The organism is Embleya sp. NPDC005575 (assembly GCF_040605455.1).
Classification (GTDB): domain Bacteria; phylum Actinomycetota; class Actinomycetes; order Streptomycetales; family Streptomycetaceae; genus Embleya.
Genome location: NZ_JBEXCV010000144.1, coordinates 1 through 22,450 on the forward strand (window position 1 = coordinate 1; position 22,450 = coordinate 22,450).

At 70.0% G+C, this 22,450-nt stretch carries 16 protein-coding genes and 4 pseudogenes; 8 read left to right on the plus strand and 12 right to left on the minus strand.

Annotated features, from left to right (window positions below; genetic code table 11):
* The 3 pseudogenes from ABZS54_RS33555 to ABZS54_RS33565 form a co-directional block, all read right to left on the minus strand.
* Positions 1 to 402: pseudogene (locus tag ABZS54_RS33555) on the minus strand (hypothetical protein); the annotation flags it as partial.
* 25 nt (positions 403 to 427) lie between these two features.
* Positions 428 to 572, minus strand: a pseudogene (locus ABZS54_RS33560) (response regulator transcription factor); the annotation flags it as partial.
* A 401-nt stretch (positions 573 to 973) separates the two neighbouring features.
* Positions 974 to 1,791, minus strand: a pseudogene (locus ABZS54_RS33565) (AraC family transcriptional regulator).
* A 6-nt stretch (positions 1,792 to 1,797) separates the two neighbouring features.
* On the opposite strand from ABZS54_RS33565, the pseudogene ABZS54_RS33570 reads away from it, so the two are divergent.
* Positions 1,798 to 2,106 (plus strand): annotated as a pseudogene (locus ABZS54_RS33570) (DUF2000 domain-containing protein); the annotation flags it as partial.
* 31 nt (positions 2,107 to 2,137) lie between these two features.
* Here ABZS54_RS33570 and ABZS54_RS33575 read toward each other — a convergent pair.
* Both ABZS54_RS33575 and ABZS54_RS33580 read right to left on the minus strand, forming a co-directional pair.
* Positions 2,138 to 3,175 carry a HEAT repeat domain-containing protein gene (locus ABZS54_RS33575; RefSeq protein WP_355544808.1) on the minus strand — a complete coding sequence of 346 codons (1,038 nt, stop codon included), beginning with the start codon at positions 3,173 to 3,175 and terminating at the stop codon, positions 2,138 to 2,140.
* On the minus strand, positions 3,169 to 3,921 hold the full coding sequence (locus ABZS54_RS33580; protein ID WP_355544847.1) for a HEAT repeat domain-containing protein: 753 nt from the start codon (positions 3,919 to 3,921) through the stop codon (positions 3,169 to 3,171). Before ABZS54_RS33580 ends, ABZS54_RS33575 begins: the two co-directional genes overlap by 7 nt.
* 403 nt (positions 3,922 to 4,324) lie before the next feature.
* On the opposite strand from ABZS54_RS33580, the gene ABZS54_RS33585 reads away from it, so the two are divergent.
* Together ABZS54_RS33585 and eno are read left to right on the plus strand one after the other, a co-directional pair.
* Entirely contained in the window at positions 4,325 to 4,540 is a 216-nt protein-coding gene (locus ABZS54_RS33585; RefSeq protein WP_355544811.1) for a hypothetical protein, read from the plus strand.
* Positions 4,534 to 5,529 carry a phosphopyruvate hydratase gene (eno, locus tag ABZS54_RS33590; protein WP_355544814.1) on the plus strand — a complete coding sequence of 332 codons (996 nt, stop codon included), beginning with the start codon at positions 4,534 to 4,536 and terminating at the stop codon, positions 5,527 to 5,529. Before ABZS54_RS33585 ends, eno begins: the two co-directional genes overlap by 7 nt.
* On the opposite strand, the gene ABZS54_RS33595 is transcribed toward eno, so the two are convergent.
* The 5 genes from ABZS54_RS33595 to ABZS54_RS33615 form a co-directional block, all read right to left on the minus strand.
* Positions 5,514 to 6,233, minus strand: coding sequence for a GntR family transcriptional regulator (locus tag ABZS54_RS33595; RefSeq protein ID WP_355544817.1), 720 nt, complete (start codon positions 6,231 to 6,233; stop codon positions 5,514 to 5,516). The two genes, eno and ABZS54_RS33595, sit on opposite strands and share 16 nt — an antisense overlap.
* Before the next feature lie 215 nt (positions 6,234 to 6,448).
* Positions 6,449 to 8,512 carry a discoidin domain-containing protein gene (locus tag ABZS54_RS33600; protein ID WP_355544820.1) on the minus strand — a complete coding sequence of 688 codons (2,064 nt, stop codon included), beginning with the start codon at positions 8,510 to 8,512 and terminating at the stop codon, positions 6,449 to 6,451.
* 793 nt (positions 8,513 to 9,305) lie between these two features.
* Complete coding sequence (locus tag ABZS54_RS33605) at positions 9,306 to 10,742, minus strand: HAMP domain-containing sensor histidine kinase (RefSeq protein WP_355544823.1); 1,437 nt, start codon at positions 10,740 to 10,742, stop codon at positions 9,306 to 9,308.
* Positions 10,743 to 10,878: 136 nt separating this feature from the next.
* On the minus strand, positions 10,879 to 11,487 hold the full coding sequence (locus ABZS54_RS33610; protein ID WP_355544826.1) for a phosphatase PAP2 family protein: 609 nt from the start codon (positions 11,485 to 11,487) through the stop codon (positions 10,879 to 10,881).
* Positions 11,484 to 12,236, minus strand: a complete 753-nt coding sequence (locus ABZS54_RS33615; RefSeq protein WP_355544850.1) for a DedA family protein — start codon at positions 12,234 to 12,236, stop codon at positions 11,484 to 11,486. The genes ABZS54_RS33610 and ABZS54_RS33615 overlap by 4 nt, the downstream gene beginning before the upstream one ends.
* A gap of 373 nt (positions 12,237 to 12,609) precedes the next feature.
* Between ABZS54_RS33615 and ABZS54_RS33620 the strand changes: the two genes are divergently transcribed.
* From ABZS54_RS33620 to sulP, 3 genes are all read left to right on the plus strand, one after another.
* Positions 12,610 to 13,329 carry a response regulator transcription factor gene (locus tag ABZS54_RS33620; protein WP_355544829.1) on the plus strand — a complete coding sequence of 240 codons (720 nt, stop codon included), beginning with the start codon at positions 12,610 to 12,612 and terminating at the stop codon, positions 13,327 to 13,329.
* A gap of 418 nt (positions 13,330 to 13,747) precedes the next feature.
* On the plus strand, positions 13,748 to 14,104 hold the full coding sequence (locus ABZS54_RS33625) for a three-helix bundle dimerization domain-containing protein (RefSeq protein ID WP_355544832.1): 357 nt from the start codon (positions 13,748 to 13,750) through the stop codon (positions 14,102 to 14,104).
* A gap of 180 nt (positions 14,105 to 14,284) precedes the next feature.
* On the plus strand, positions 14,285 to 16,084 hold the full coding sequence (gene sulP, locus ABZS54_RS33630; RefSeq protein WP_355544835.1) for a sulfate permease: 1,800 nt from the start codon (positions 14,285 to 14,287) through the stop codon (positions 16,082 to 16,084).
* A 106-nt stretch (positions 16,085 to 16,190) separates the two neighbouring features.
* Here sulP and ABZS54_RS33635 read toward each other — a convergent pair whose 3' ends face one another.
* Both ABZS54_RS33635 and ABZS54_RS33640 read right to left on the minus strand, forming a co-directional pair.
* On the minus strand, positions 16,191 to 17,531 hold the full coding sequence (locus ABZS54_RS33635) for a diacylglycerol kinase family protein (RefSeq protein ID WP_355544853.1): 1,341 nt from the start codon (positions 17,529 to 17,531) through the stop codon (positions 16,191 to 16,193).
* Positions 17,532 to 17,905: 374 nt separating this feature from the next.
* Positions 17,906 to 19,075, minus strand: a complete 1,170-nt coding sequence (locus ABZS54_RS33640) for a Gfo/Idh/MocA family oxidoreductase (protein WP_355544838.1) — start codon at positions 19,073 to 19,075, stop codon at positions 17,906 to 17,908.
* A 614-nt stretch (positions 19,076 to 19,689) separates the two neighbouring features.
* Between ABZS54_RS33640 and ABZS54_RS33645 the strand changes: the two genes are divergently transcribed.
* Positions 19,690 to 20,466 carry an FCD domain-containing protein gene (locus ABZS54_RS33645; protein ID WP_355544841.1) on the plus strand — a complete coding sequence of 259 codons (777 nt, stop codon included), beginning with the start codon at positions 19,690 to 19,692 and terminating at the stop codon, positions 20,464 to 20,466.
* 866 nt (positions 20,467 to 21,332) lie between these two features.
* Entirely contained in the window at positions 21,333 to 22,376 is a 1,044-nt protein-coding gene (locus tag ABZS54_RS33650) for an enolase C-terminal domain-like protein (RefSeq protein WP_355544844.1), read from the plus strand.
* Positions 22,377 to 22,450: the final 74 nt, after the last annotated feature.

Here is a 22,450-nt window from a genome sequence, read left to right on the forward strand (position 1 = left end):
CCAGCCGACCAGGATCGAGGTCGCGGCCAGCAGCAGCAGCGCCGCGATGAGCACGGTCAGCAGTTGACTCATCGTCACGTCCTGGCCGGCGTCGGCGGCCCGCAGGATCGCGTCCGCGGGGATCGACGTGACCTGGGTTGGCATACCCTGCGGGGGAACGGCGGGTTGGACCTCTTGGGCCGGGTCGTATTGGTAAGTGCTGTTCGCCGCGAAGGCGTCGACCATCGCCGTCGGCAGTTGCCGGGACAGTCGCTGGTCGACGAACCAGTACACGATGCCCAGCAACACCGTGCCGACCACGAGCGACACGCCGCCGTACATCAGCGCGAGTCGGGCCCGCGCCGACGGCCGGCGAAACAGCGCCCGGGAGAGCAGCCGCACGTTCGCGGCCAGGTCGCTCATATCAGGAATCCCGAGCCGGACACGGTACGTCGTGGTCGTTGACCGCGAGCCGCTCCAGCGCGCTGTCGCCGTCGTACGCGACGTCCACGGCGATCGCCGCCCGGCGCAGCCCTCGGGCGACCGACCCGGTCGGCCGGCAATTCCTCGTCCTCGGTCACCAGGACTCGCAATGTCTCGTCGCTCCGCTTCGGGCCGGGGGAAGGGTGAGAAAGGGGCGGGGGGAACGGGTGTGGGGCGAAAGGCGAATGGTCCGGGTTAGCAGACTTCGAACCAACCCCACCGGTTATACGCGACCCCGCGTTAGCTCCGGTTAACCAATTCGGGAGACGGCCCGGTAACCCGTCGCCGCGTAGACCTGTTGTCGCACCCCTCGCCTTCGAGTTCGAGGCAACTCCTCGGATCGCCGCCCCCGCCACATGGTCGACCGGTCCGGCGGATGAGTGCGCGGCCGGGGCACGCCGGCGTGTTCGGCCCACAGGAGCGGGTCGGTAGGGGTGTCGGCGATCGCAGCGTGGTGCGCCGCGTGCGCCGTCGAACGCAGCACCGCGCGGGACCGAGCGCGGGCCGACTCTCAGCCGATGTCGCCCGGCGCCGGCGCGGTGGTACCGATCGCCGTGCTCGCCGTGATCACGGTGCTCGCCGTGCTCCGCTCGGTCGGCCGAGCGGCGGTCACCAGGTGTGCCCCGGTGCGGGCAAATCGGCCGGGGCTGATGCCGAGGGCACGTTTGAAATGGCGGTTCAGATGCGACTGGTCGTAGAAGCCGGCGGTCACCGCGACGGTGTGCGGCGGCATGCCGTCCAGCAGGAGCCCGCGGGCGAGGTCGACCCGGCGTCCGGTCAGGTACTGGTGCGGGCCGACGCCGAACTCCCGACCGAAGGCGCGGACCAGATGGGTCGGGTGGGCATACAGCAGTTCGGACGCCGCACCGAGGGTGACGCCCTCGACGAAACGCACGTCGAGCAGATCGCGCAGTCGGTGGGCCAGTCCGGCGTCACGCACGACGACCGGTGCGGCGACTCGACCCAGAAGGTGCCCGCGCAACCGCTCGGCGATGAACGCGAGCCTGCTTTCCGCCTCCAGTTCCTCGCCCGGTCGCAGCAGCGAGGTGTGCAGTCGATGCACCCGCCCGCGCAGTGGGTCGTCGTCGAGCACCGGATGGTCCACGGCCCGGCCTATCAGGTCGTCGGCCACATGGGAGGAGTCCAGATAGAGCACCCGCTTGCGGAACCCGGTCGGGGTGGCCGCGCTGCCGTTGTGCGGAACGTGCGGCGGCAGCAGGCTCACCGCGCGCCGCAGCACGCCGTGCTCGTGCCGGTCCAGGTCCCGTCGTCGACGATCAGCAGCGTCCACGCGGCGTGCGTGTGCATCGGGTACCTGTGATCGGTCATGTGGGCATCCCCGAGGTGATCGGCGAACCCTACGCCGATGCCGACGACACCACCTATCTGCCGATGTTCCGGCAGCCGGTACTGGTCTTCCAAGGCAGCGGTGAACTGCTCGCCTCGGCCCACGCCCGGGCGGTGGGCCGCGACCTGCCGGTGGCAGTGTTCACCGCCGACCTCTTCGCCACCGGCAACGACCGGGACAACCGGGCGGCGGTACGGGGGGTCCGGCGGGAGCAGTTGGACCTGGTGGGCATGGCCGTGCACGGGCCGCGCAACGTGGTCGACAAGGTCCTCAAGGGGGCGGAGATGCATCCGTAGCGAGTCACGCACGCGCGGGTACCGGCAGCCTTCAGGAATTCTCGTCGCCTCGGCTTTCGGGGGACCGCTCTTCGAAGACTCCGACGAAGGCCGAGGCGACGATGGCGACAGCGCGGTCGTCGTCGTGGGCCAGTCGGCGCAGGACCTCCTGCGCGGTGGTCCCGCACAGCTCGGCCAGCGCCTGCGCCAGGCGAATCCGCACCGCGGAGTCGGCAGTGTGCGCGGCGAGTTCGTCGACCAGTGCGGTCATGATCCGGTCCGCGCACCCGGAGTTCCGGGACAGCGTTCCCAGGACCTCCGCCGCGTCGACGTCGTTGCAGCCGTCGACCACCATGCCGACGAGTGTCGGCACGGCCGCAGTCACGCCACGCCTGCCCAACGCCAGAGCGGCGTGCCTGCGCACCGTCGTGTCCGGGTCCCCGAGCGCGTCCGCAAGCACCGCGGCCGCGCCCGGAGCCTCGGACATCGAGGCGATCGCCGACACCGCGCGCCGCCGGATGTCGACGTCTTTCGAGTGCGCGCCGGCGGCCAGCGTCGCCACGCCGTCGCCGCCCGATCGGGCGAGCGCCCAGCACAGGGCGCCCGCGACGTTGGGGTCGGATTCGGCCAAGAGCGCTCCGGCCAGCAGCTCGGCGGGAACCGACCCGCCCTCCGGCCGGGCCAGGACGGCCTGCTGCCTGCGCGCGGCGCTGGTCGAGTCGAGCCCCTGCATGAGTTCGACGATGCGTAGGACGCCCTGCCAGCCGGTGGGCGCCGACGCATCGATCGCGCGAAGCCGCTTGAGCATCTCCTGTTCCCGCTCCAAGCGCTCTTGCGTCCGCCGGATGAGGTCGCCGACCAGGGCGGACGGCGTGAAGGCCGGGTCCTCCAGCGCGCGCCCGATCTGCTTGAGCGGGAGCCCGAGGGACCGCAGGCTCTCCACGTGGAAGATCCTGCGGACGTCCTCGGCGGAGTACTCGCGGTAGCCACCGACGGTGCGTCCGGTCGGTCGCACCAGCCCGAGGGCGTCGTAGTACCGGAGCATCCGGGTGCTCACCCCCGAATGGCGGGCCACATCGCCGATCAACAATCCCCAGCCTCCGCAGCCTCAGCCGACTCGGTGGACTCCGCAGGCTCCGCGGTCTCCGCGGCTCCCGACGCCGCAGCAGCGGCAGCGGCTCGTTCCGGGCCGAGTGTGACGACTCGCCTCGCGTCGTGGACGGCCACGTCGAAACCGGCCTCCGGGTCCTGCAGGAGCAGCTCCGTGGCACGGGCGTGCGCGGCCACCGCCGAGTCGGGGTTCGTCGCGGCCCGCTCCAGGGCGGGCCCGATCACCTCGCCGAGGTCGACGAGGGCCCGGCTCAGGCTCAGCCGCACATTTCGGTCGCCGCGGCCGAGCTGCCCGACCAGTTCGTCGACCAAGTCCTTCTCCTCGTGCTCGGGCACGAGGGCGACCGCGACGCGCCACGCGGTCCGCGCGATCTCGTCGTCGGCGTCGCTCAACATGTCCCGCGTGATCCAGGCCCATGCACTGCGCTCGCCGATCTTGGAGAGCGTGTGCAACGCCTGACAGCGGGCCTGGATGCGTTCGGAGTCGAGTTCCCGGCGAAGCCGGGGCAGGGTGATCTCCGGCGAGAGACGGGTCAATGCCCAGGACAGCATGTCTCGCACGAAGAAATCCGGCTCGACCGCGCACCGCTCGACGAGCGTCTCCAAGAGGCCGGGGTCGGGGTTCGAACCGACCGCCAAGGCCGCCTGAAGCCGAACCGACGAGTCCTCGGCACCCAGGGCGTCGGCAACGCGGCTGTCCTGCGGGGCTCCGCTTGTCGCGTTGATCGCAACCACCTCCTGCGCCCAGTGGACACCTTGTCACCGTGTCAAGGTCAAACCCGTGACCGGCGGATCAGGACATCGTCGGGCCCGGAACCCCTGTGGTCGACCCCATGCGCCCGACTCCCGGGCACAGACGACGACCGAGGGGACGGCGAGCAGAGGGGTTGCGTCAGAGCATCGCAGATCTTGCATACAAGAACGCCAGTATGCAAGGATATCAATGTGAAACCAGATCGAACCCTTGGAGTGCAGGCCCTCGCGTCCATGAGCAGGAATCACGTCCGGCAACGGATGTCCGACCTCGTCTACGCGGAACTCGCGTCGGCCATCCGCGAGTTCCGGCTCCCCCGCGAGCCGCTGTGCCCGAGACCGACTGCGTCGGCTCCGCCTGCCTGACCCGGACACCGTGCCTGGACTGATCGACGGGCGGCGGCCACCGGTGGAGCGGACCGGCTGGCACACCGCCTGCCTGCTGCTCGCCCGGGTCGATGGCCTGTCGCCCGCCGGATACCTCCGCCCGGCGACCGCCGCGGCGGTACGAGCCCTGGCTATCGACCTGCTTCGGGCGGACGACCCGGCGATCGAGGAGGTCTGGGCAAAGATCATGGAGAGCAGATGCTGATCACGAAGGTGGACTCCTGGGAGGCCCTCGATTCTCGCGGGCGGCCCACGGTCGCCACGCGAGTCGCCCTGGAGGGCGGCGCCCAAGGGGTCGCCCTGGTGCCCTCCGGCGCCTCGGCGGGCTCCCACGAGGCGCTGGAATTGCGGGACGGCGGTGACCGATACGGCGGACGCGGCGTCCGCACGGCCGTCGGGCACGTCATCGACACGCTCGCGCCGCTGGTGACGGGCCTGACGCCCGCTCAGGTGGACGCGGCACTGCGTGCGGCCGATCGGTCCCCCTCCTTCAGCGTCGTGGGGGCCAACGCCGTCCTGTCCGTATCCCTCGCCGCCCAGCGCGCCGCCGCCGATGGCACCTCGCTCGCCCGCTATCTGGCCGCCGACGCCGGGCCTTTGCTGCTGCCCATGCCCATGGTCAACATCCTCTCCGGCGGAGCCCACGCCGGCCGGATGCTCGACGTCCAGGACTTCCTGGTCGTCCCGGTAGGTGCGACGAGCTTCGCCCAGGCCGTCGAATGGGCGGTTGCCGTCCGCGAAGCGGCCACCCGACTGGCGCTGGCAGGTGGCCACGCCCAGGCGGTGCTCGTGGCCGACGAGGGCGGGCTGGGCCTTCCTCTGGCAACCAACCGTGCCGCGCTCGACCTGCTCACCCGGGCGATCCGAGCAGCCGGCTTCGAGCCCGGAACGGACGTCGCGATCGCGATCGATGTGGCCGCCACGCAGTTCTTCCACGACGGCCGCTACCGATTGGCCCGCGAGCAGCGGGAATTGACGGCAACAGGTTTGATCGCCGAGATCGCCCGGTGGTGCGACCACTACGCCGTGATCTCGGTCGAGGACGCCCTCGCCGAGGACGACTGGGAGGGCTGGCAGGAAGCCACCGCCGTACTCGGTGAGCGCGTCGAGCTTGTCGGCGACGACCTGTTCGTCGTGGCACGGGCGAGGCGGGGATGTGGCCGCCGCCCGCGCGAGCGTCATTCGGTGAAATAGCTGGGGTATTGCGCCTGTAGGGCGGGGCCGTTGTCGAGCACCCGCCGTGCATGCCGGCGGATGTGGGCTCGCCCGCCGAGGACGTCGCCGGCCTCCAGCGCGTCGACGATGGCCGTGTGCTCATCGATCAGGCCCAATACGGTGTCGGGGTCGGGCAGTGACAATCGCCGCAGTCGATCCAGGTGCATCTTCATCGGCTGCATGACCTGCCAGGCCCCCGGATATCCGCTGATGTCGAAGATCCGGGCGTGCAGAGCCTCGTCTGCGGCGAAGAAGCCGTCGACGTCGTGGTCCTCGAAGTACCGCCGCTGCTCGGCCAGGAGCGCACGCAAGCCGCTGACGTCACGCTCGGGCTTCTCGCAGGCCGTCGCGAACGCCGCCGACTCGAGGTTCTCTCGCACGAAGCGCGCCTGCTCGACGTCGTGCAGACGGATCAGCTCGACCCGCGTCCCGACCTGGGGGACAACGGAGACGAGTCCGGCCTCGACCAGGCGGGCGATCGCCTCACGCAGCGGGGTGCGGCTGACGTGCAACTGCTCGGCCAGGTCGGTCTCGGACAGTGACGCGCCGGGCGGGAGCCGCACATCGCGGATCGCCGAAGCGAGTTCCTCGTAGACGCGGTCCGAAGTACGCTGACGCGGCCGGGACCGGCCCACCGAGGCCAAGGCACCCGCGGTCGCCGGGGGAATTCGTTCGCTGCTCACGAGACCATCCTTGCATGCTGGTCGACTTGTATGCAAGATTAGCAAGAACATGGCCGCCGCGTCGCTGCCGACCCGACCGACGCAACCCCGCTCGCCACACCCATGCAAGCTGCCGTCGCTCCCCCATGCGGGCTGCCGACCCCGATCGGGGTCGGCAGCCCGCATGGGTCACTCTGCGGTGATGGACAGCCCGGTCGACGAGCGCACCGGTGCCGTCAGTCGCTGTAGACGCCGACCTCTTGGAGTGAGTAGCCCCACTCGGTGCCGCGCTCCAGCCCTTGGATCCGGACGTAGCGCGCCAAAGTTCCGGCGAACCGCGCCGTGTCCAAGCCGCCGTCACCAGCGGTCGTGGACCAGGCCGTCTGCCAGTTCGTGCCGTCGGCCGACAGCTCGACGCGGTACGACTTCCCGTACGCCGCCTCCCAGTCGAGGGTGACGCGCTTGATCAGGTTCGTGGATCCGAGGTCGATCCGCAGCCACTGGTCGTTGTTCCACTCGCTGGCCCAGCGGGTGCCCTTGTCGCCGTCCACGGCCCGGCCGGGCGCGAAGCTGACGAACGGGTTCCACCATTGCGACGTGGACGCCGAGGCGGCCGCGCCCGAGGCCAGGTTCACTCCGGACTTGTGCCGTTCGGAGTTCCCCCAAGTGCGGAGGTAGGACTCGGCGCCCGCGAAGAGGTCGTCCACCACTTCCTGGCCGCCGACGATCCGGATGTCCTCGATCCAGTCCGGGACCATGCCGTAGTGCGCCGCGCCATCGGTGTTGAAATCCCACGTACGCTCGCCGGTGGTCTGCTTGTCGATCACCGAGCCGCCGTCCGTGCTGCGGAACGGGTACTTCACCGGGTTCGGGGTGTCCCCGCCCCGCGGGCCCGGCCAGCCGCCGACGCCGTTCATGTCGGTGCCATAGCCGTAGCCGACCCCGTACTTCTCGCGCAGCGCGTCCGTGCGCTTGGCCTCCGCGCTGAACGCCTCCGATCCGCTCATGTACTGGCTGACGAACCCGCCGAGCTTGTAGAGCCGCTCGGTCCAGCCCAGGTCCATCCAGCTGTGCGAGGAGATGATGCCCGGGTACGACTCGGATTCGAGGATGTCGAAGGCCTGACCCGCGGCCTTGACGCTCATATGGTCTATCTCCAGCATCATCTTGCGCTTCATCATGCCGCGCACCGCGTACTCACCCAGGTCGGTCAGCCCGCGGGTGTTGCACTGCGCGCCCGAGGCATACGAGGGGACGGCCACCCCCGCCGGCAGCTGCTTCTCCGCCGCCGACGCCGCGTTGCCGATCGGGTTGTCCTGCTGCGGGCCGCGGCAGGTCTCCGTCTGCCAGAAGGTGCCGGTCGACAGGAACTGGCCGACGTTGATCGCGGTGCCGAGGGTGCCCTGGTCGAAGCGGACCCCGCAGAGCGCGTTGTCGAACTTGTGGCACAGGAACATGCTGCGCACGCCCAGCTTGTACAGCTCGTCCAGGCCGCGGTCGATGTCCGCCTTGCTGCACTGCGCGACGTCCAGGATCTGCTTGCAGCCGAAGGGCTCGGAGGTCTCGACGCCCAGGACGACGGCCAGCTTGCCCTGCTTGATGACCTCGCGGGCCTGCGCGCTGTCGGTGACGATGCGGAACCAGCCCTTCCCCGGACCGCCGTACATGTTGTCGATGAAGGCCTGCATGTCGTACGACTTCTGTGCCTCGAGACGGATGGCGGTCATCTCGTCGCAGCTGCGGTCCTTGAAGAAGTAGACCGAGCAGATCACGCCGTTGGTGACCAAGTCGTTGACGAGGACCCTCTGGCCGCCGCGCCAGGCCCGCTCTATCCAGGCGTAGTAGTTCTGCTGGTGGGTCAGCGAGTCGTGGGCGGGCCAGTCCTTGAAGGTCGGCCACCCGTTGGGGTCGTGTTTGCCGTCGCCGCCCTTGGTGATGAAGTCGAAGATGGCGAGCGTGCCGTCGGGGTAGTGCTCGGGGCAGTCCTTCAGCGCGTCGGCGACGCCCTGCTCCGAGAACGACTTGCCGCAGATGAGCCGGCCGCCGAAGCCCTCGTTGGCCATGATGTGGTCGTGGGCGTCGACGAAGCCCCTTACGCGTCCCTGGGCATCGGTGCCCTTGAAGGGCTCGCCCGTGACGTTGATCTGCGAGTCGGGCGTGGGCCGCGCGGCCGGGGTCCACCAGCCGGGCTCCGCTGCGGAGTTGGGCATCGGACCGAGTACCAGGGCCATCACGGTGAGGAGCAGTGACACCGCCGTGAGGGATCCGAGTCTGCGGCGCAGAGGTTGAACCATGATCATCACCCAGTTCTTATATGTGAGTTGGGCTCATGTTTCGCCTCTTACGTTAGGCATGCGCGCCCGCAACGCCAACCCTTGACGGAAGCTATCGTCAGGAATGGGGAAGATTGCTCCACCGAGGGCGTGCTCTCGCATGCCCGAGAGCGCCACATCACCATCACGAGAGCGTTCAGCCTCGCGCCGTCGCACGGAACGCGTCGGCGTGTTCCGCCGCCCATATCCCGGGCCGGCGTCCGACGTTGCTCGGGCACGTCACGCACCGCGCTGGAAGCGGCAGGCGCCGGCGGTGGGGCGGCGGCGGGGGTGTGGTGGCTGCCTGGCTGGGGATGCGCGAGGGCGCGGCAAGGGCGAGGTGTCGATGGGGCAAGGATGACGTGTGTCGTGTTCCGATTCACGGCCCGCTCCCCCCTCGCCGTGCGATCACGGCGCCGCGGCGATTGTTCAACACTGAACAAGTGGCGATTTCCGCCGGCACACGTTCAAAGGAGCAACTCATGTGCAACCGCGCGGTGTTCGCCACCGGCGCCCCTGTGCTCGACCGCGCCGGCGGGCGACCGCCGGGGCGCGTCACGTCGGGGTACAGGTGAGATGCACCGTGTCCGCGGCGACGCCGACTGTTCCGGGCCCTCGATCGTGTGGATCAGTGAGTGACGCGGCGCCGCCACGCCGGGCCGGCCGTCCCGGGCCGCCGCACCCAGCGGGGCCCTCCTTCCCACGCTTCGCTCCGTCGGTGACCGGCCCCGTCGACTCGGCCGGGAGGTCGGCGCTCCACCGGCGAAGGCCCGACGTGGGGTCAGCTGTCGCCGGTGGTGTCGTGCGGCGAGCTTGGGGGGTGGTTCGGTTCCGAGGGCAGTACGACCCGGAACAACGCCCCTCCGCCCGGGACTTCACCCACGTCCACGGTCCCGTGGTGGGCGGCCACGAGCTGGTGCACGATAGCGAGCCCCAGGCCCACGCCGCCGGAGTCGCGGTCGCGGCTGGGGTCCAGGCGTACGAACCGGCCGAAGATGCGGTCGCGTTCGGCGGGGGGCACGCCGAGGCCGTCGTCGGCCACGTCGAGCACGGCCGTGTGTCCGTCGGCTGACGGGGCGACCGCCAGGCGTACCGCGGACGAGGCGTGGGTCGCCGCGTTGTCGGCGAGGTTGCGCAGGACCTGGGCGAGTTGCCCGGCGTCGCCGTACACCCGGGTCGGGGCCATGTCGGCGGTGATCCGCAGTGCGGGGTGTCGGGCGGCCAGGCGGCGGCGTTCGGTGTCGACGAGGTCGTCCAGGTCGACGTCGGTGTGGCGCGTGTGCAGGCCGTGTTCGTCGGCGCGGGCCAGCCACAGGAGCCCGTCGACGAGATGGTCGAGGCGGCCGACCTCGGCGCTGAGCAGACCGACCATGTCGGAGTCGCGGGCGGCGAGCGGCCGCGCCGCGAGGACTTCGAGGCCGCCGCGGAGCGTGGTGATGGGGCTGCGCAGTTCGTGGCCGGCGTCGGCGACGAAGCGGCGCCGAGCGTCGACCTGGGTCTGCAGGCGGTCGAGCATCGCATTCATGGTTTCGGCGAGGTTGGCGACCTCGTCGCGGGCCTCGGGCACCGGGACGCGTTCGCCGAGCCGGTCGGCGGTGACCACCGACACCTTGCGGCGCATGGCCTCCACGGGGGCGAGGGAACGTCCGACGAACAGGTATGTGGCCGTCGCCACCACGGCGATCAGGAACGGGCAGCCGAGCAGCAGGAGCGCGCCGGCGTCCTCGACGCTGTCGTCGATCGCCTCGCGGGACTCGCCGACCACGACGGTGTAGGTGCCGTCGGCGCGTGCCACCCCCAGCGCGGCGACGCGGTAGGTGTCGCTCTGGCCGGGGACCAGGCGGCGGTTTTCGCGTTGCGTCCGGCCGGGTTGGGGGCGCAGTGGTGTCAGGGGTGGCAGGCCGCGCACCGAGGGCGAGGAGGCGACCACGGCGCCGTCCGGGCCGAGGATCTGGACGGGTGTCAGGTCGCCGCGTTCGGGTGGGATCACCCCGGACGCCCGGCGCGTCGGGTCGGTGCCGGTCGGTTCGGCGGCGACCGCGTCGGCGCGGCGGCGGGCGTCGGCGTCGAGGGAGTCGAGCAGGGAGCGGTGGTAGAGGTACAGGAACGCGGCCGCGGCGACGGCGATCACGACCGCGACGACCGCTGCGGCGGCGAGCGCGGATCGCAGCCGCACCCCGGCGTGCCGTCGGTACCATGCGCCGAGCCGGGCCCACATGTCGGTCACTGTAGTTCGCCGTCGCCCGGTCTTGGTGCCCTGCGCTTCCTCGGATCGCGTGTCGCCGGCTCGGGCGGTCGGGTGATGCGCCCGGGTGGCAGGGCGCCCGGGGACCGGCGACGGAGGGCCGGGGCTTTCACCGGGTCGCCACGCATGCCCGCCATCGTGTGCCTCTGAGCCGGTCGATCTGCGGTGCGGCGCGACCGGCCGCCCGGGTCAGGGGCCATGCCAACAGGACCCCGATCAGCAGGCCGACGGCCGCGTCGTGCGGGTAGTGCACGCCCACCCACACGCGCGAGGCCGCCATCGCGAGTGCGGCGACGGCGGCGAGCGCGCCGACTCGCCGGTCCACCAGCCACAGCACCGTCGCGGCGGCCGCGGCCACGGTCGCGTGGTTGCTCGGGAACGACCAGTCGTGCGGGCCCGGGCACGCCTCGAGCGTGAAGGACCCGGTCAACGTTTGGCACGGGCGGCGTTCCGCGAACGCCGACTTGAATGCGGTGTCCAGTAGGTACACCAGGCCCACGATCGCGGGCGCGGCCAGGGCACGAGCCATCACCTCGGCGTCGCGGCCGCGGGCGGTCCACCACACGACGAGCATCAGCGCCGCGAACAGCGCCAGGCCGTACGTCGACCAGTCGGCTACTACCCGGTTGAGGAACGGCGGCGACTCACGGGCGAGTTCGGTCACGCGCTCGTACAGCGATCCGTCCACGGAGGCGCCCGAGAACGCGAGGTCACTCATGCCTGGTCCCCCGTTCCCACGGCAGGGCCGTCCTCGTGTGAGCGCGCCGCGTTCGGGGGCGGGGCGACGCGTGCGTGGGTCCCGCCGCGGGCAGCTGCGGCGGGAGTCTGGTCCCGGCGCCGGCGCGCACGACGCCATTCGAGCATCAGCGGAGTCAGCGAGAGCGCCACCACGCCGGCGATCACGGGCAGGAGGTACCGGTCGACGCTGGGGATCGACGACCCCAGGCCGTAGCCGGCGAGCACCAGGCCGATCGACCACACCAGCCCGCCGAGCACCTGCCAGAGGGTGAACGTGCGTGCGGGGACGCCCAGGACACCGGCCAGCGGGTTGAGCACGGTGCGGACCACCGGCACGAAGCGGGCGAGTACCACGGCCTTCGCGTGCCCGTACCGGCCCATCAGTTCCTCGGCCCGGGCGACGCCGTCGTGCAGGCGCGGATTCGTGGATCGGCCAAGCAGCGCGCGTCCGCCGCGACGTCCGAGGACATATCCGGCCTGGGCGCCGGCCAGGGCACCTATCGCCGACGCGAGGAGCACCTGCCACAGCGTCAGGTGCACGGCGCCCGACCTCCCCGGCGCGGCCAGTAGGCCGGCGGTGAACAGCAGCGAGTCTCCCGGCAGGAAGAACCCCACCAGCAGGCCCGTCTCGACGAACAGCACCACAGCGATGCCCAGCGCGCCGAACGACGCCAACAACGAGCTCGCGTCCAGCACATTCACAGCCAGGCCGGAAGCAGCGAACGTCACCACGCGCACCTCCTCTCCCTCCGGTGATCTCGCGTCCACGCCGCACCCGCCGGGGATCCCACCGGCCGATGCCGGTGCGGACGCCCGGAACCGCACGGCTCCGCGTTGTCCACCCGAGCGTGCCGGGCAGGTGCTGAGAATCCGCTGAGGACGACGGCCGGTCGCGCACGGTGGTATCTCGCGGATGGACGCCGCGAGCCCACCATGGGGTGCCTGAAGGGAACTCGACTCCCCGAACGAACACCGCGAGCACTGTGTGGCAGGGCGGCGGCCTCGCGTTGCCGTGTCTCAGTGTCTTCTTGGGTTCGGGGTGGTGTGCTGGCTGCACGGTCGGCGGTTCCGGCGGCCGGTGCGCGGGCGGCGGAGGTGTCGAATGCGGGTACTGCTGGTGGAGGACGAGGTCCGGTTGGCCGAGACCGTGCGGCAGGGGCTGGTCGACGCGGGCTTCAACGTCGAGGTGGTCCACACCGGCCCGGACGGCCTGTGGGCCGCGACCGAGAACACCTACGACGTGATCGTGCTCGACATCATGTTGCCGGGCATGAGCGGCTACCGGGTGTGCGAACGGCTGCGCGAGACGGGCGTGTGGACTCCGGTGTTGATGCTGACCGCGAAGGACGGCGAGTACGACCAGGCGGACGCGTTCGATCTGGGCGCGGACGACTACCTCACCAAGCCGTTCAGCTTCGTGGTCCTCATCGCGCGTCTGCGCGCACTGGTGCGCCGGGGGGCGCCGGTACGGCCGGCGGTGCTCGAAGTGGGCGGCCTGACCCTGGATCCCGCGCGCCGCCGCGTCGAGATCGACGGCGAGGAAACACGGCTGACCCCACGCGAGTTCGCGCTGCTGGAGTTCCTGATGCGTCGTGCGGGCGACGCGGTGTCGAAGACCGAGATCCTGGCGAACGTGTGGGACGCGCACTACGAGGGGCCCGCGAACGTGGTCGAGGTGTACGTCGGCTACCTCAGGCGCAAGATCGGCCGCGAGGGTCGCGACACGGGTGCGAGCTCGGCCGGACCGTCGAACGTATCGGGCCGCCGGCCCGTGATCGAGACCGTGCGCGGGGTCGGATACCGGCTGGTCGCATCCGACTGAGTCGCGGTGGAAGAACCGAATCCGCACCGGTAACGCGAACCTCGCGACGTGTCGGCTTCGGGCGGGCCGGCGGTCGCCATTGCACTTGCCACCGCTCGTGCACCACCGGTCGTGCACCGCACGCCGCACAGCCCGACCTCGCTGTCCGGATCCGGAATGACGAGCTGGGCCGGCAATGATCCTTGACGGCTCCCGCCCCGGCCTCGGGGGGCGACCTTGTCCAGGCGAGCAGACAATGATCGCAAGGAATCCTGTCGCGGCGGTGGCGGGACGTGTGTGGTTCTGCGGTCTCGAAATCGTGGGACAGATCGCGAAAATGTGGGATATGGGAATTGGTGTGGCCATGACGACCGACGAGCGGACTCCTCCGACCCGCGCATGCCTTCCCGTCGAGGGCTCGAGTCGCTACCACGGGCCGGTGGAGCGCGCCGACCCCGCAACCCCGCCGAACCTCCCGTCATCCGGCTCGCATGACGAACCGGTGTCCGTCCGCGACATGGTGGCGCGGCTCAGGACTGCGTACCCCTCGGTCGACGCGGTCACGGTCGAGGCGACGGTCAGGACCGCGTACGACTCGTTCCAGCAGGCCAGGATCAAAACCTACGTCCCGATCCTGGTCGAACGCCGGTCCCGGAAGGTGCTCGCTGCCGCCTGCCGCGCCGATCCGGGTCAGACCATCGACGGCAAGTCGGCCGCGGCCGACCCAGGGTCGGACGCAGCCGTCCGCGCGAGTGGTGGAGGCCGGTGGAGGCTCCGACGGCTTCGGAAGCGGTGAGGATCAATCCGTCACCGCCCCGGCCCCGGACGCGTCGTGCTCACCCCGGACCAACGAAGGACTGACAGTGATGTCGGACGAGACTGGGTAAGCTCCTGGCCCGCCGGTCGAGAGGCGCCTGATGCGTCGACAGCGGTCGGGCAGGACCGGGAGCAGCAGCGCAGGACGGAAGGACGGTCTGTGACCACCCGGCACACGATCAACGGACTGCTCTCCCGGTTGCGTGCTGTTCCCGGGATCCGTGCGGTGTCGTCCTACCGGCGCGAGTGGCTGGTCAAGGACCTTGTCGCGGGAATCGTTTTGACCACGCTGCTGGTGCCACAGGGCATGGCGTACGCCGAACTGGCGGGCCTGCCGCCGATCACCGGCCTGTACACGACGATCCTCTGCCTGCTCGGATACGCGGTGTGCGGGCCGTCCCGGATCCTGGTGCTGGGCCCGGACTCCTCGCTGGGCCCGATGATCGCCGCCACCGTGCTGCCCCTGGTGGCGGCCGACGGGGATCCCGAGCGGGCGATCGCTCTGGCCTCGACACTCGCGCTCATGGTGGCGGCCATCATGATCCTGGCCTCGGTGGCGAAACTCGGCTTCATCGCCGATCTGATCTCCAAACCCACGATGATCGGCTACATGAACGGCCTGGCCCTGACCATTCTGATCGGTCAGTTGCCCAAGCTGCTCGGGTTCAAGATCGAGGCGGACAACCTGATCGGCGAGTGTGTCGGCCTTGTTCGGCAATTGGCCGACGGGGCGGTGGTGCCGGCCGCCGCAGCAGTCGGTGGCTGCGGGATCGTCCTGATCCTGGTGCTGCAGCGCTTCCTGCCGAAGGTCCCCGCGGTGCTCGTGATGGTGGTCCTGGCGATCGCCGCGGCCACCGTCTTCGACCTGGGCGAGCACGGCGTCGGCCTGGTCGGAGAACTCCCGGAGGGCTTCCCGCCGTTCACCATGCCCACGGTGCGACTCGCCGACCTCGCACCGCTGTTCGGCGGTGCGCTGGGCATCGCCCTGGTGTCCCTGGCCGACACGATCTCCAACGCGTCCGCCTTCGCGGCCCGCACCGGACAGGAGGTGCGCGGCAACCAGGAGATGGCGGGAGTCGGTGTCGCGAACCTGGCGGCCGGTCTCTTCCAGGGCTTCCCGGTCAGCACGAGCGGATCCCGTACGGCGGTGGCGGAGCGCGCCGGGGCCAGAAGTCAGCTCACCGGGGTCGTCGGAGCGGCGCTCATCGTCCTCATGCTCGTGCTGGCTCCGGGCCTGTTCCGCAACCTCCCCCAACCGGCCCTTGCCGCCGTGGTCATCACCGCGTCACTCTCCCTGGCCGACGTCCCGGGGGCAGTACGGCTGTGGCGGCAGCGTCGGACGGAGTTCATGCTGTGCTTCGCGGCCTTCGTCGGCGTGGCCGTACTCGGCGTGTTGCCCGGGATCGCCATCGCCGTGGCCCTGTCCGTCCTCAACGTCTTCCGACGCACCTGGTGGCCGTACAACACCGTCCTGGGGCGGGTGCAGGACCTGGAGGGCTACCACGACGTCCGCTCCTACCCGCAGGCCCGGCAGCTGCCCGGCCTGGTGATCTACCGTTTCGACGCCCCGCTCATCTTCGCCAACGCCAAGGCCTTCCGCGACGAGATCAGGCGACTGGCCGGCGCGGACCCGCGGGCGAGCTGGATCGTGGTCGCGGCGGAGGCGATGACGGACGTGGACACCACCGCGGCCGACATCCTGGAGGAACTCGACGAGACGCTCAACGCAGACCACGTACATCTCGTGTTCGCCGAGCTCAAAGACCCCGTGCGACGCAAGATCGAACGGTACGGGCTCACCCGCACCATCGACCCCCGGCACTTCTTCCCCACCGTGGAGGCCGCCGTCGCCGCCTTCCGCCTGCGCACCGGAGCGGAGTGGACGCCCCTCACCTCCCTCGACCGGCCTGCCCGGCCCGATCCCGACGCCGCTGCGCCTCCGCCTGCCAACGAACAGTGAGCGGCCTCCGGGGGGCGAGAAATCCGGTGGTCCGGACAGCAGGCCCGGGCATCGCCTCGCCCGTACCGCACGCCGTACGTCCGCCGAACCCACACGAGCCGTCGACTCAGGCCGCACCGCGCCCTGCCGCGACCCGCCCCATCGTCAGCGCCAGACGCCGCACACGTCGCCAGTCCATCGGCGGGGCGCCGTGCGGCACGCCGGGGCGGTGCCGGGGCACACGCACGCGCAGAGCGCCGGCCGCGAGGCGACAGTGCACCGGGGTGGGCAACGTCAGGGCCTCGCCATCGACACCGACCGGGATGAGGGGAGCGTCGGCGTCGACGACGACCTCTCGGGCGGTGGCCGCGGTCAGCCCGCGGCTCCGCTCACCACGCAGCAGGAGTTCCGACGCTTCGGCGGCATTTTCGACGCCGACACAAAGCACCCCCAACTTGCCGGAGTCCAGTCGCTGTCGGCGCCCCAGTCCCGCCGAATCGCCCCTCTCATAGGGGTTGTTGCTCACCAGTACGGCCTGAGGACCGTCCATGGTCCGCGAACCGGCACGGGCACTCAGCCGCGCGCCGCTGTGGTGAGTCAGCAGATCCGGCAGCATCTCCAGGATCGTGCGGACCTTGTCGTCGCGATAGGCGGGACTCTGCACGACTTCCGCGTACACGCCGAACGAGGCGTTGTTGATGAAGACTTGTTCCGCGCTCCGGCCCGCGGGCTCTCCCGCGTGGAGGTAGCCGAGGTCGATGCGCAGTTCGACGCCGTCGGTCAGTGCCTCCAGACAGCCGGAGGGGTCCTGCCGGTCCAGGCCCAGATCCATCGCGAAGTGGTTGCGGGTGCCGGCGCTGATCACCATGAAGGGAATGTCGTGCTCTGCAGCCACAGCGGCGACCGATGCCTGCGTACCGTCACCACCCGCGACGCCGAGCAGGTCGGCTCCACCCTGGACGGCCCGCCGCGCCAGCTCGGCCACATCCTGCCGCCGGGCCGGATCCAGCACGACGACCTCGGCACCAAGAGCTCTGGCTCGCTCCGCCAGGTGGAACTTCTCGACCTTTCCGCCGCCCGACAGCGGATTCATGATCAGGAACGGTCGCTCGGCCCGGCTGACCGAGCGCTCCGACATGCCGGGCGAGGTGTCTTCGACAAGTGCGGCCCTGCCTGCGGAGACGGCCAGCGCCCAGAGGCCGACCGAGACCGGCACGACCCACAGCAGCCCGGCAGCCGTGTACACAAGCAGGACACCGAGCGGTGCGCCAACCACCAGCAGCGCGGCCGACATCCTGATCCAGCCGGTGTGGCTGAGCATCCACCACGCGCCGGCCGCCGTGAGCGCCAGTCCTGCCCAGCCCACCCCCATGAGCACGAGGCTTGCGAGCCCGCCGAAGACCACCAGCACCACAAGCGCCGCCGCGCCCGCCGCCAGGGCCAGACGCGCGGTCCAGCGCCTGCTCATGGGAAACCTCCCGCCACTCCACCGGCTGCCGGAGGAACTTCGAGCGCTGTGGACCGGGCGAGCCGACTCCCTGTGGACATGAACGTCCGCGGGCATCCACTTCAGGGTACGAGCGCTCAACCTCCGCGGCATGTCCACCGTGGACGCCTGTTCGGCCGCATGGGATGCGATGCGATCCGCCCCCGGCCTCGGCGACACACCTTTCCCGCTGGGTCCCGATCCTGGTTCGGCACGGCGACCGACTCGGAACCGCCCTTCGCTCCTGCCCGGGGGCCTTTCGGGCCGGAGCGAGCTTGCTTCCCATGTGCTCGCTCGGCCTGCGGGTGCGCCGAACACGCACCGACGGCAGGGTCACCAATGCCCTGGTGGCGGGCTCAGATCTGACCGTCTGCGAAGTACGCGGCCACTCCCGGGTCCACGGGATCGACGTCGATGGCCCTTCCTCCGTCCCGTAGCGACATGGTGGCCGCGTAGCCGGCGGCCACCGCCTCGCGGGCCGCCACCGGTGAGGTGACGGTGGCCCCGCCCTTGCGTACGAACCCCAGGAACTCCTCGACCAGCATCGGATCGGCGCCGCCGTGTGTGCCGGGCGGGGTGTGGACGCGCACCACCACATCCGCTTCGGCGCGGTACTCGGAGCGTCGGTTCCACACCCGCACCTCCGCCCCCTCGGTGTCGCCGAAGTTCTCCAGCCGCCCCTCGGTGCCGATCACGGTGTAGTTGCGCCAGGTGTCCGGCGTGTAGTGGCACTGCTGGTAGCTCGCGAAAACGCCGTTGTCCAACTGCATCTGCATCATGCTCAGGTCTTCCACATCCACCACCGGGTGGAGGCCGGTCTGGCTCAGCGGCGGCCAGTTCTCCATCGAAAGCCACTCGGTCATCCGCTCCCCGCGGCGGTCGCGGCGCGAGGTGATGCCGCCGTAGACCGTCAACGCGCCCATGGCGTTCACCCGCCGGGTGTAACCGCCGGTCAGCCAGTGGATGACGTCGAGATCGTGGGCCCCCTTCTGCAGCAGCAGACCGGTGGTATTGCGTCGGTCGGCGTGCCAGTCCTTGAAGTACCAGTCCCCACCGTTGCCCACGAAGTGGCGACACCAGACGGCCTTTACCTCGCCGACGGCCCCGCCGGCGATCAACTCGCGCATGGCCACCACGACCGGCATGTGCCGCATGTTGTGACCGACATACAACGGGGTCCGGTGCTCGCGGGCCGCCGCCAGCAGCCGATCGCAGCCCTCGGTGGTGATCGCCATCGGCTTGTCCAGGAACACCGGGACACCCGCCGCGAGGAAGTCCAGACCGATCCGCTCGTGCGTGTGATCGGGCGACAGTATGAACACGCCGTCCAGCTCGGCATCGAGCAACTCGTGGTGATCCGGAGAAGTCCTCACCCCGGCGCCGAAACGTTCCTCGGCGGCCACGAGCATCTGCGGATCACGGTCGCAGGCCGCGGCCACCAGCGAACCCGAGCCGGGCCGATGAGCCAACTCGACCAAATCACTGCGACTGCCCAATCCGATGACGCCGAGCCTGATGTCGTCCAACGCGCTGTCCTTTCGAGGGATTCGGGGAGTCGCGGTTGCCGCCGGCCAAGAGGGGCTATGGGCGACCCGGCGCTCGGCATCGAATAACCGGAGAAGGGCCGCCTTGCAACCTGGCGAGAGGGGCCATTGGCGGCAGGGCGATGCCGAGCGGAGGCGATGGCTCGCCACCGCGCCGCGAGGCTTGGTTGTTGGTCCCTGTCGCAGACCTCATGGGCAAGCCGGACTGGGAGATGCCCTGCTGCTATGCCGAATGTACATGGAGACATCCCATCCGCGCTACGATGGAAGGGCAATAAATCAGATACATATTGAACCCTCAGGGTGGAACCGTGCCGGCTTTTCGGGCCCTCATGCGCAAGCTGCGAGGGTTCGAGGTGGTTGTCCAGAGGCGGCCCAGGAGCGACGTCGCGGCTGGACGAGAGCGGTACCGCGTGGTCACGGTCGGGTGGTGCGGTGCGATCGGAACGAGGGGGCCTTCGGGCTGCCCGATCCTGGCGTCAAGGATTTGAATGTGATTCACTGATTACGGAGCGTATGATGTTTGCTAAACATAAGTCGGCATCGAGGTGTGGTCGGCAGACCAGCGGCCTCAAGAGGGAAGCGAGAGAGAGTCGTTGACCCACTCAGAGAAGATCTCCGCGCCCACGCAGGCGACGGGCACGGCGCGGGGTTACCGCCCCGGCTACGAGGTCGCAGCCGAACTGATCCTCGAATACGTCGTCCAGGCGGGACTTCAGCCCGGTGACCGGCTGCCCACGGAGAAGGACCTGGCCGACGAGGTGCAGATGAGCCGGACCGTGGTGCGGGAGGCGGTGAAGATCCTCTCGGCCCTGGGGCGGCTGTCCGTGCAAAAGGGCCGCGGCATCTATGTGGCCGAGCCCGAACAATCCTCCTGGCAACAGTCGCTCGCCAACTTCCTGCCCGCAGACCTTCGGCAGGTCGACGAACTCTTCGAGTTCCGCCGCCATCTGGAGACCACCGCCGCGAATCTGGCCGCGCAGCGAGCCGCTCCCGCACAGGTCAAAGCGATACGCGAAGCCGCACGGCGGTCCGCCCATGCGGCACAGCAGGGTGACATCGATGCTTTCAGCCGCGCCGACGACGCCTTCCACACCGGCATCGCGGCCGCTGCCGCCAACATGTTCTTCGTCTCCACCGTCGACGCGATGCGACGTCTTCAGCAGCAGGTCATGGCCATCGGACTGGCCGGTGTCGCCGGCGGATCCCTGCAAGTGGCCGCCGAGCAGCACGAGGCCATCGCGGAAGCCATCGCCGGCGGAGAACCCGGCCGCGCCGAAACGCTGATGGCCGAGCACATCGACATGACCGCCCGGCAATTCCAACAGGAGATCTGGAGCCGCGTCGTACCGAGCGGCGACCGTCGCCCCTGAGCAGGCACGCGTGCTTGGGTGTTCGGCCGGTTGCGCAGCGCCACCGCGCCTTACGGCCCACCGGTCTGCGGAGCGATCCCGGGTGGGTCAGGCGGGCGTCTCGTACCCGATCGTCGAGCCGCAGTGCCGCTCGGTCACCTCGCGCAAGCGTGGAACTTCTCGGTCGGCTCTCCCACGCCTCGCCGGCCGGCGCGTCGTAGCCGCAGCTCGTGACGTGGGCCGGTGGTCGGTCTCACCACGATGGCACCCTTTGGCCGGCCGAACTTCGTGCTGCCGTACCCCATGTAAACGTTCACCGAGGCGCGTTGGGCGAGCATCCGGTCCGGCTCCGCGGTGGCCTCGCGCGGGTCGCGTACGTGCATGGAGAACTTTTCTGGTGGGCAGGATCGACTGAGCGGTCATGAGCGCAAGGCATGGCGCGAGATGGATCGCATACATGCCGGATCCAGGAAACCGAACCGTGCCGTTGTTCCCAAGGGCGGCAGAGTCGACCCCCGTCGCAGGTGGGAGGGGGCGGCGCCAGTCGCCTGAACGCCTCCCCGCCGCCGACGTCGAGGCGGAAGAACCGGCCGAGACGGGGAACAGTCCGGAGTTATCGAACCTGGCGTCGAGATTTTTGATGTGATTTACTGATTCAGTGTCACATCATATATCCGAGACATATGATGGCCGCCAGGCCGGAATGTGACGACGGACAGCCTCGGGGAGCAAGCGAGGGGGTGTCGTTTCCCCCTCGGAGCACGTCTCCGCGCCCCGGTACGAGGTCGCTGCCCTATGCGTCCTCGACCCTGCCCGTCCGGGCGAGACTCCGGCCCGGCGACGACATCCACTCCGGATCCCCGGGCCTCTAGCCGTGAAGGACATCCATGCGAATCATCGATGTGACTGTGGAATTGGTCGATCTGCCCGCTCAGCCGCCCTTCCGCTGGCGCGCCGGGCTGCCGGGATCGGAGCCGGCGGTTGTGGGCGGAATTCTGCGCGTCCACACCGACGAGGGTTTGCTGGGCGAGGCCCACACGAGGCGCGGAGTAATCGTCGCCGACCTGGTCGCCCGTCGCATCCGCGAGGACCTCATCGGTCGCGATCCAATGATGCGCGAACTGCTGTGGGAACGGCTGTGGGAACTGGACCGCATCGAAGAGCTTCCGATCTACGCCCTCGGCCTGGTCGACGTGGCGTTGTGGGACCTGGCCGGCAAGGCAACCGGGCAACCCGTCCACCGACTGCTCGGTACCTACCGCGAGGCCATCCCCGCCTACGCGAGCACGGTCACCTTCGGCAGCGTCGAGGAGTACCTCGACGTCGCCACCCAGTGCCTGGAACTGGGCTACGTCGGCATCAAGTTGCACGCCTGGGGCGACCCGAAGGCGGACGCGGACCTGTGCCGGAAACTGCGGGCGCACGTCGGCGACGACGTCCCACTGATGTACGACGGTTCGGCCGGCTTCGACCTCGCCGACTCGATCCGACTCGGTCACGTGCTGTCCGAGGCCGGCTATCTGTGGTACGAGGAGCCGATGCGCGAGTTCAGCGTGACCGCCTACCGCCGGCTGGCCGAGCAGGTCGAGGTCCCGCTGCTGGTCGCGGAGACCTCCGACGGCGCACACATGAACGTCGGCGACTTCATCGCGGCCGGCGCGGCCGGCCGGGTCAGGACGAGCGCGCAGTACAAGGGCGGAATCACCGGGGCCCTGCGCATCGCCCACCTGGCCGACAGCTACCAACTGCGAGCCGAAGTACACGGCACCGGCGTGGTCAACGCCCACCTGTGCATGGCGATCCCCAACACCACCTACTACGAATCCCTGGTCTACACCAACCCCGTACAGCGCGAGCCCGCGGTCGGCGCCGACGGGCTCGTCCACGCCCCGACAGCCCCCGGCATCGGCTTCGACCAACCGGGCTGGTAACGAGTTCGCGAGTGGTCGCCGCAGGCGACAATGGGGAGGGCGGGGCCGGGGGGCCGCGCCCGCCCCCCCCTGGC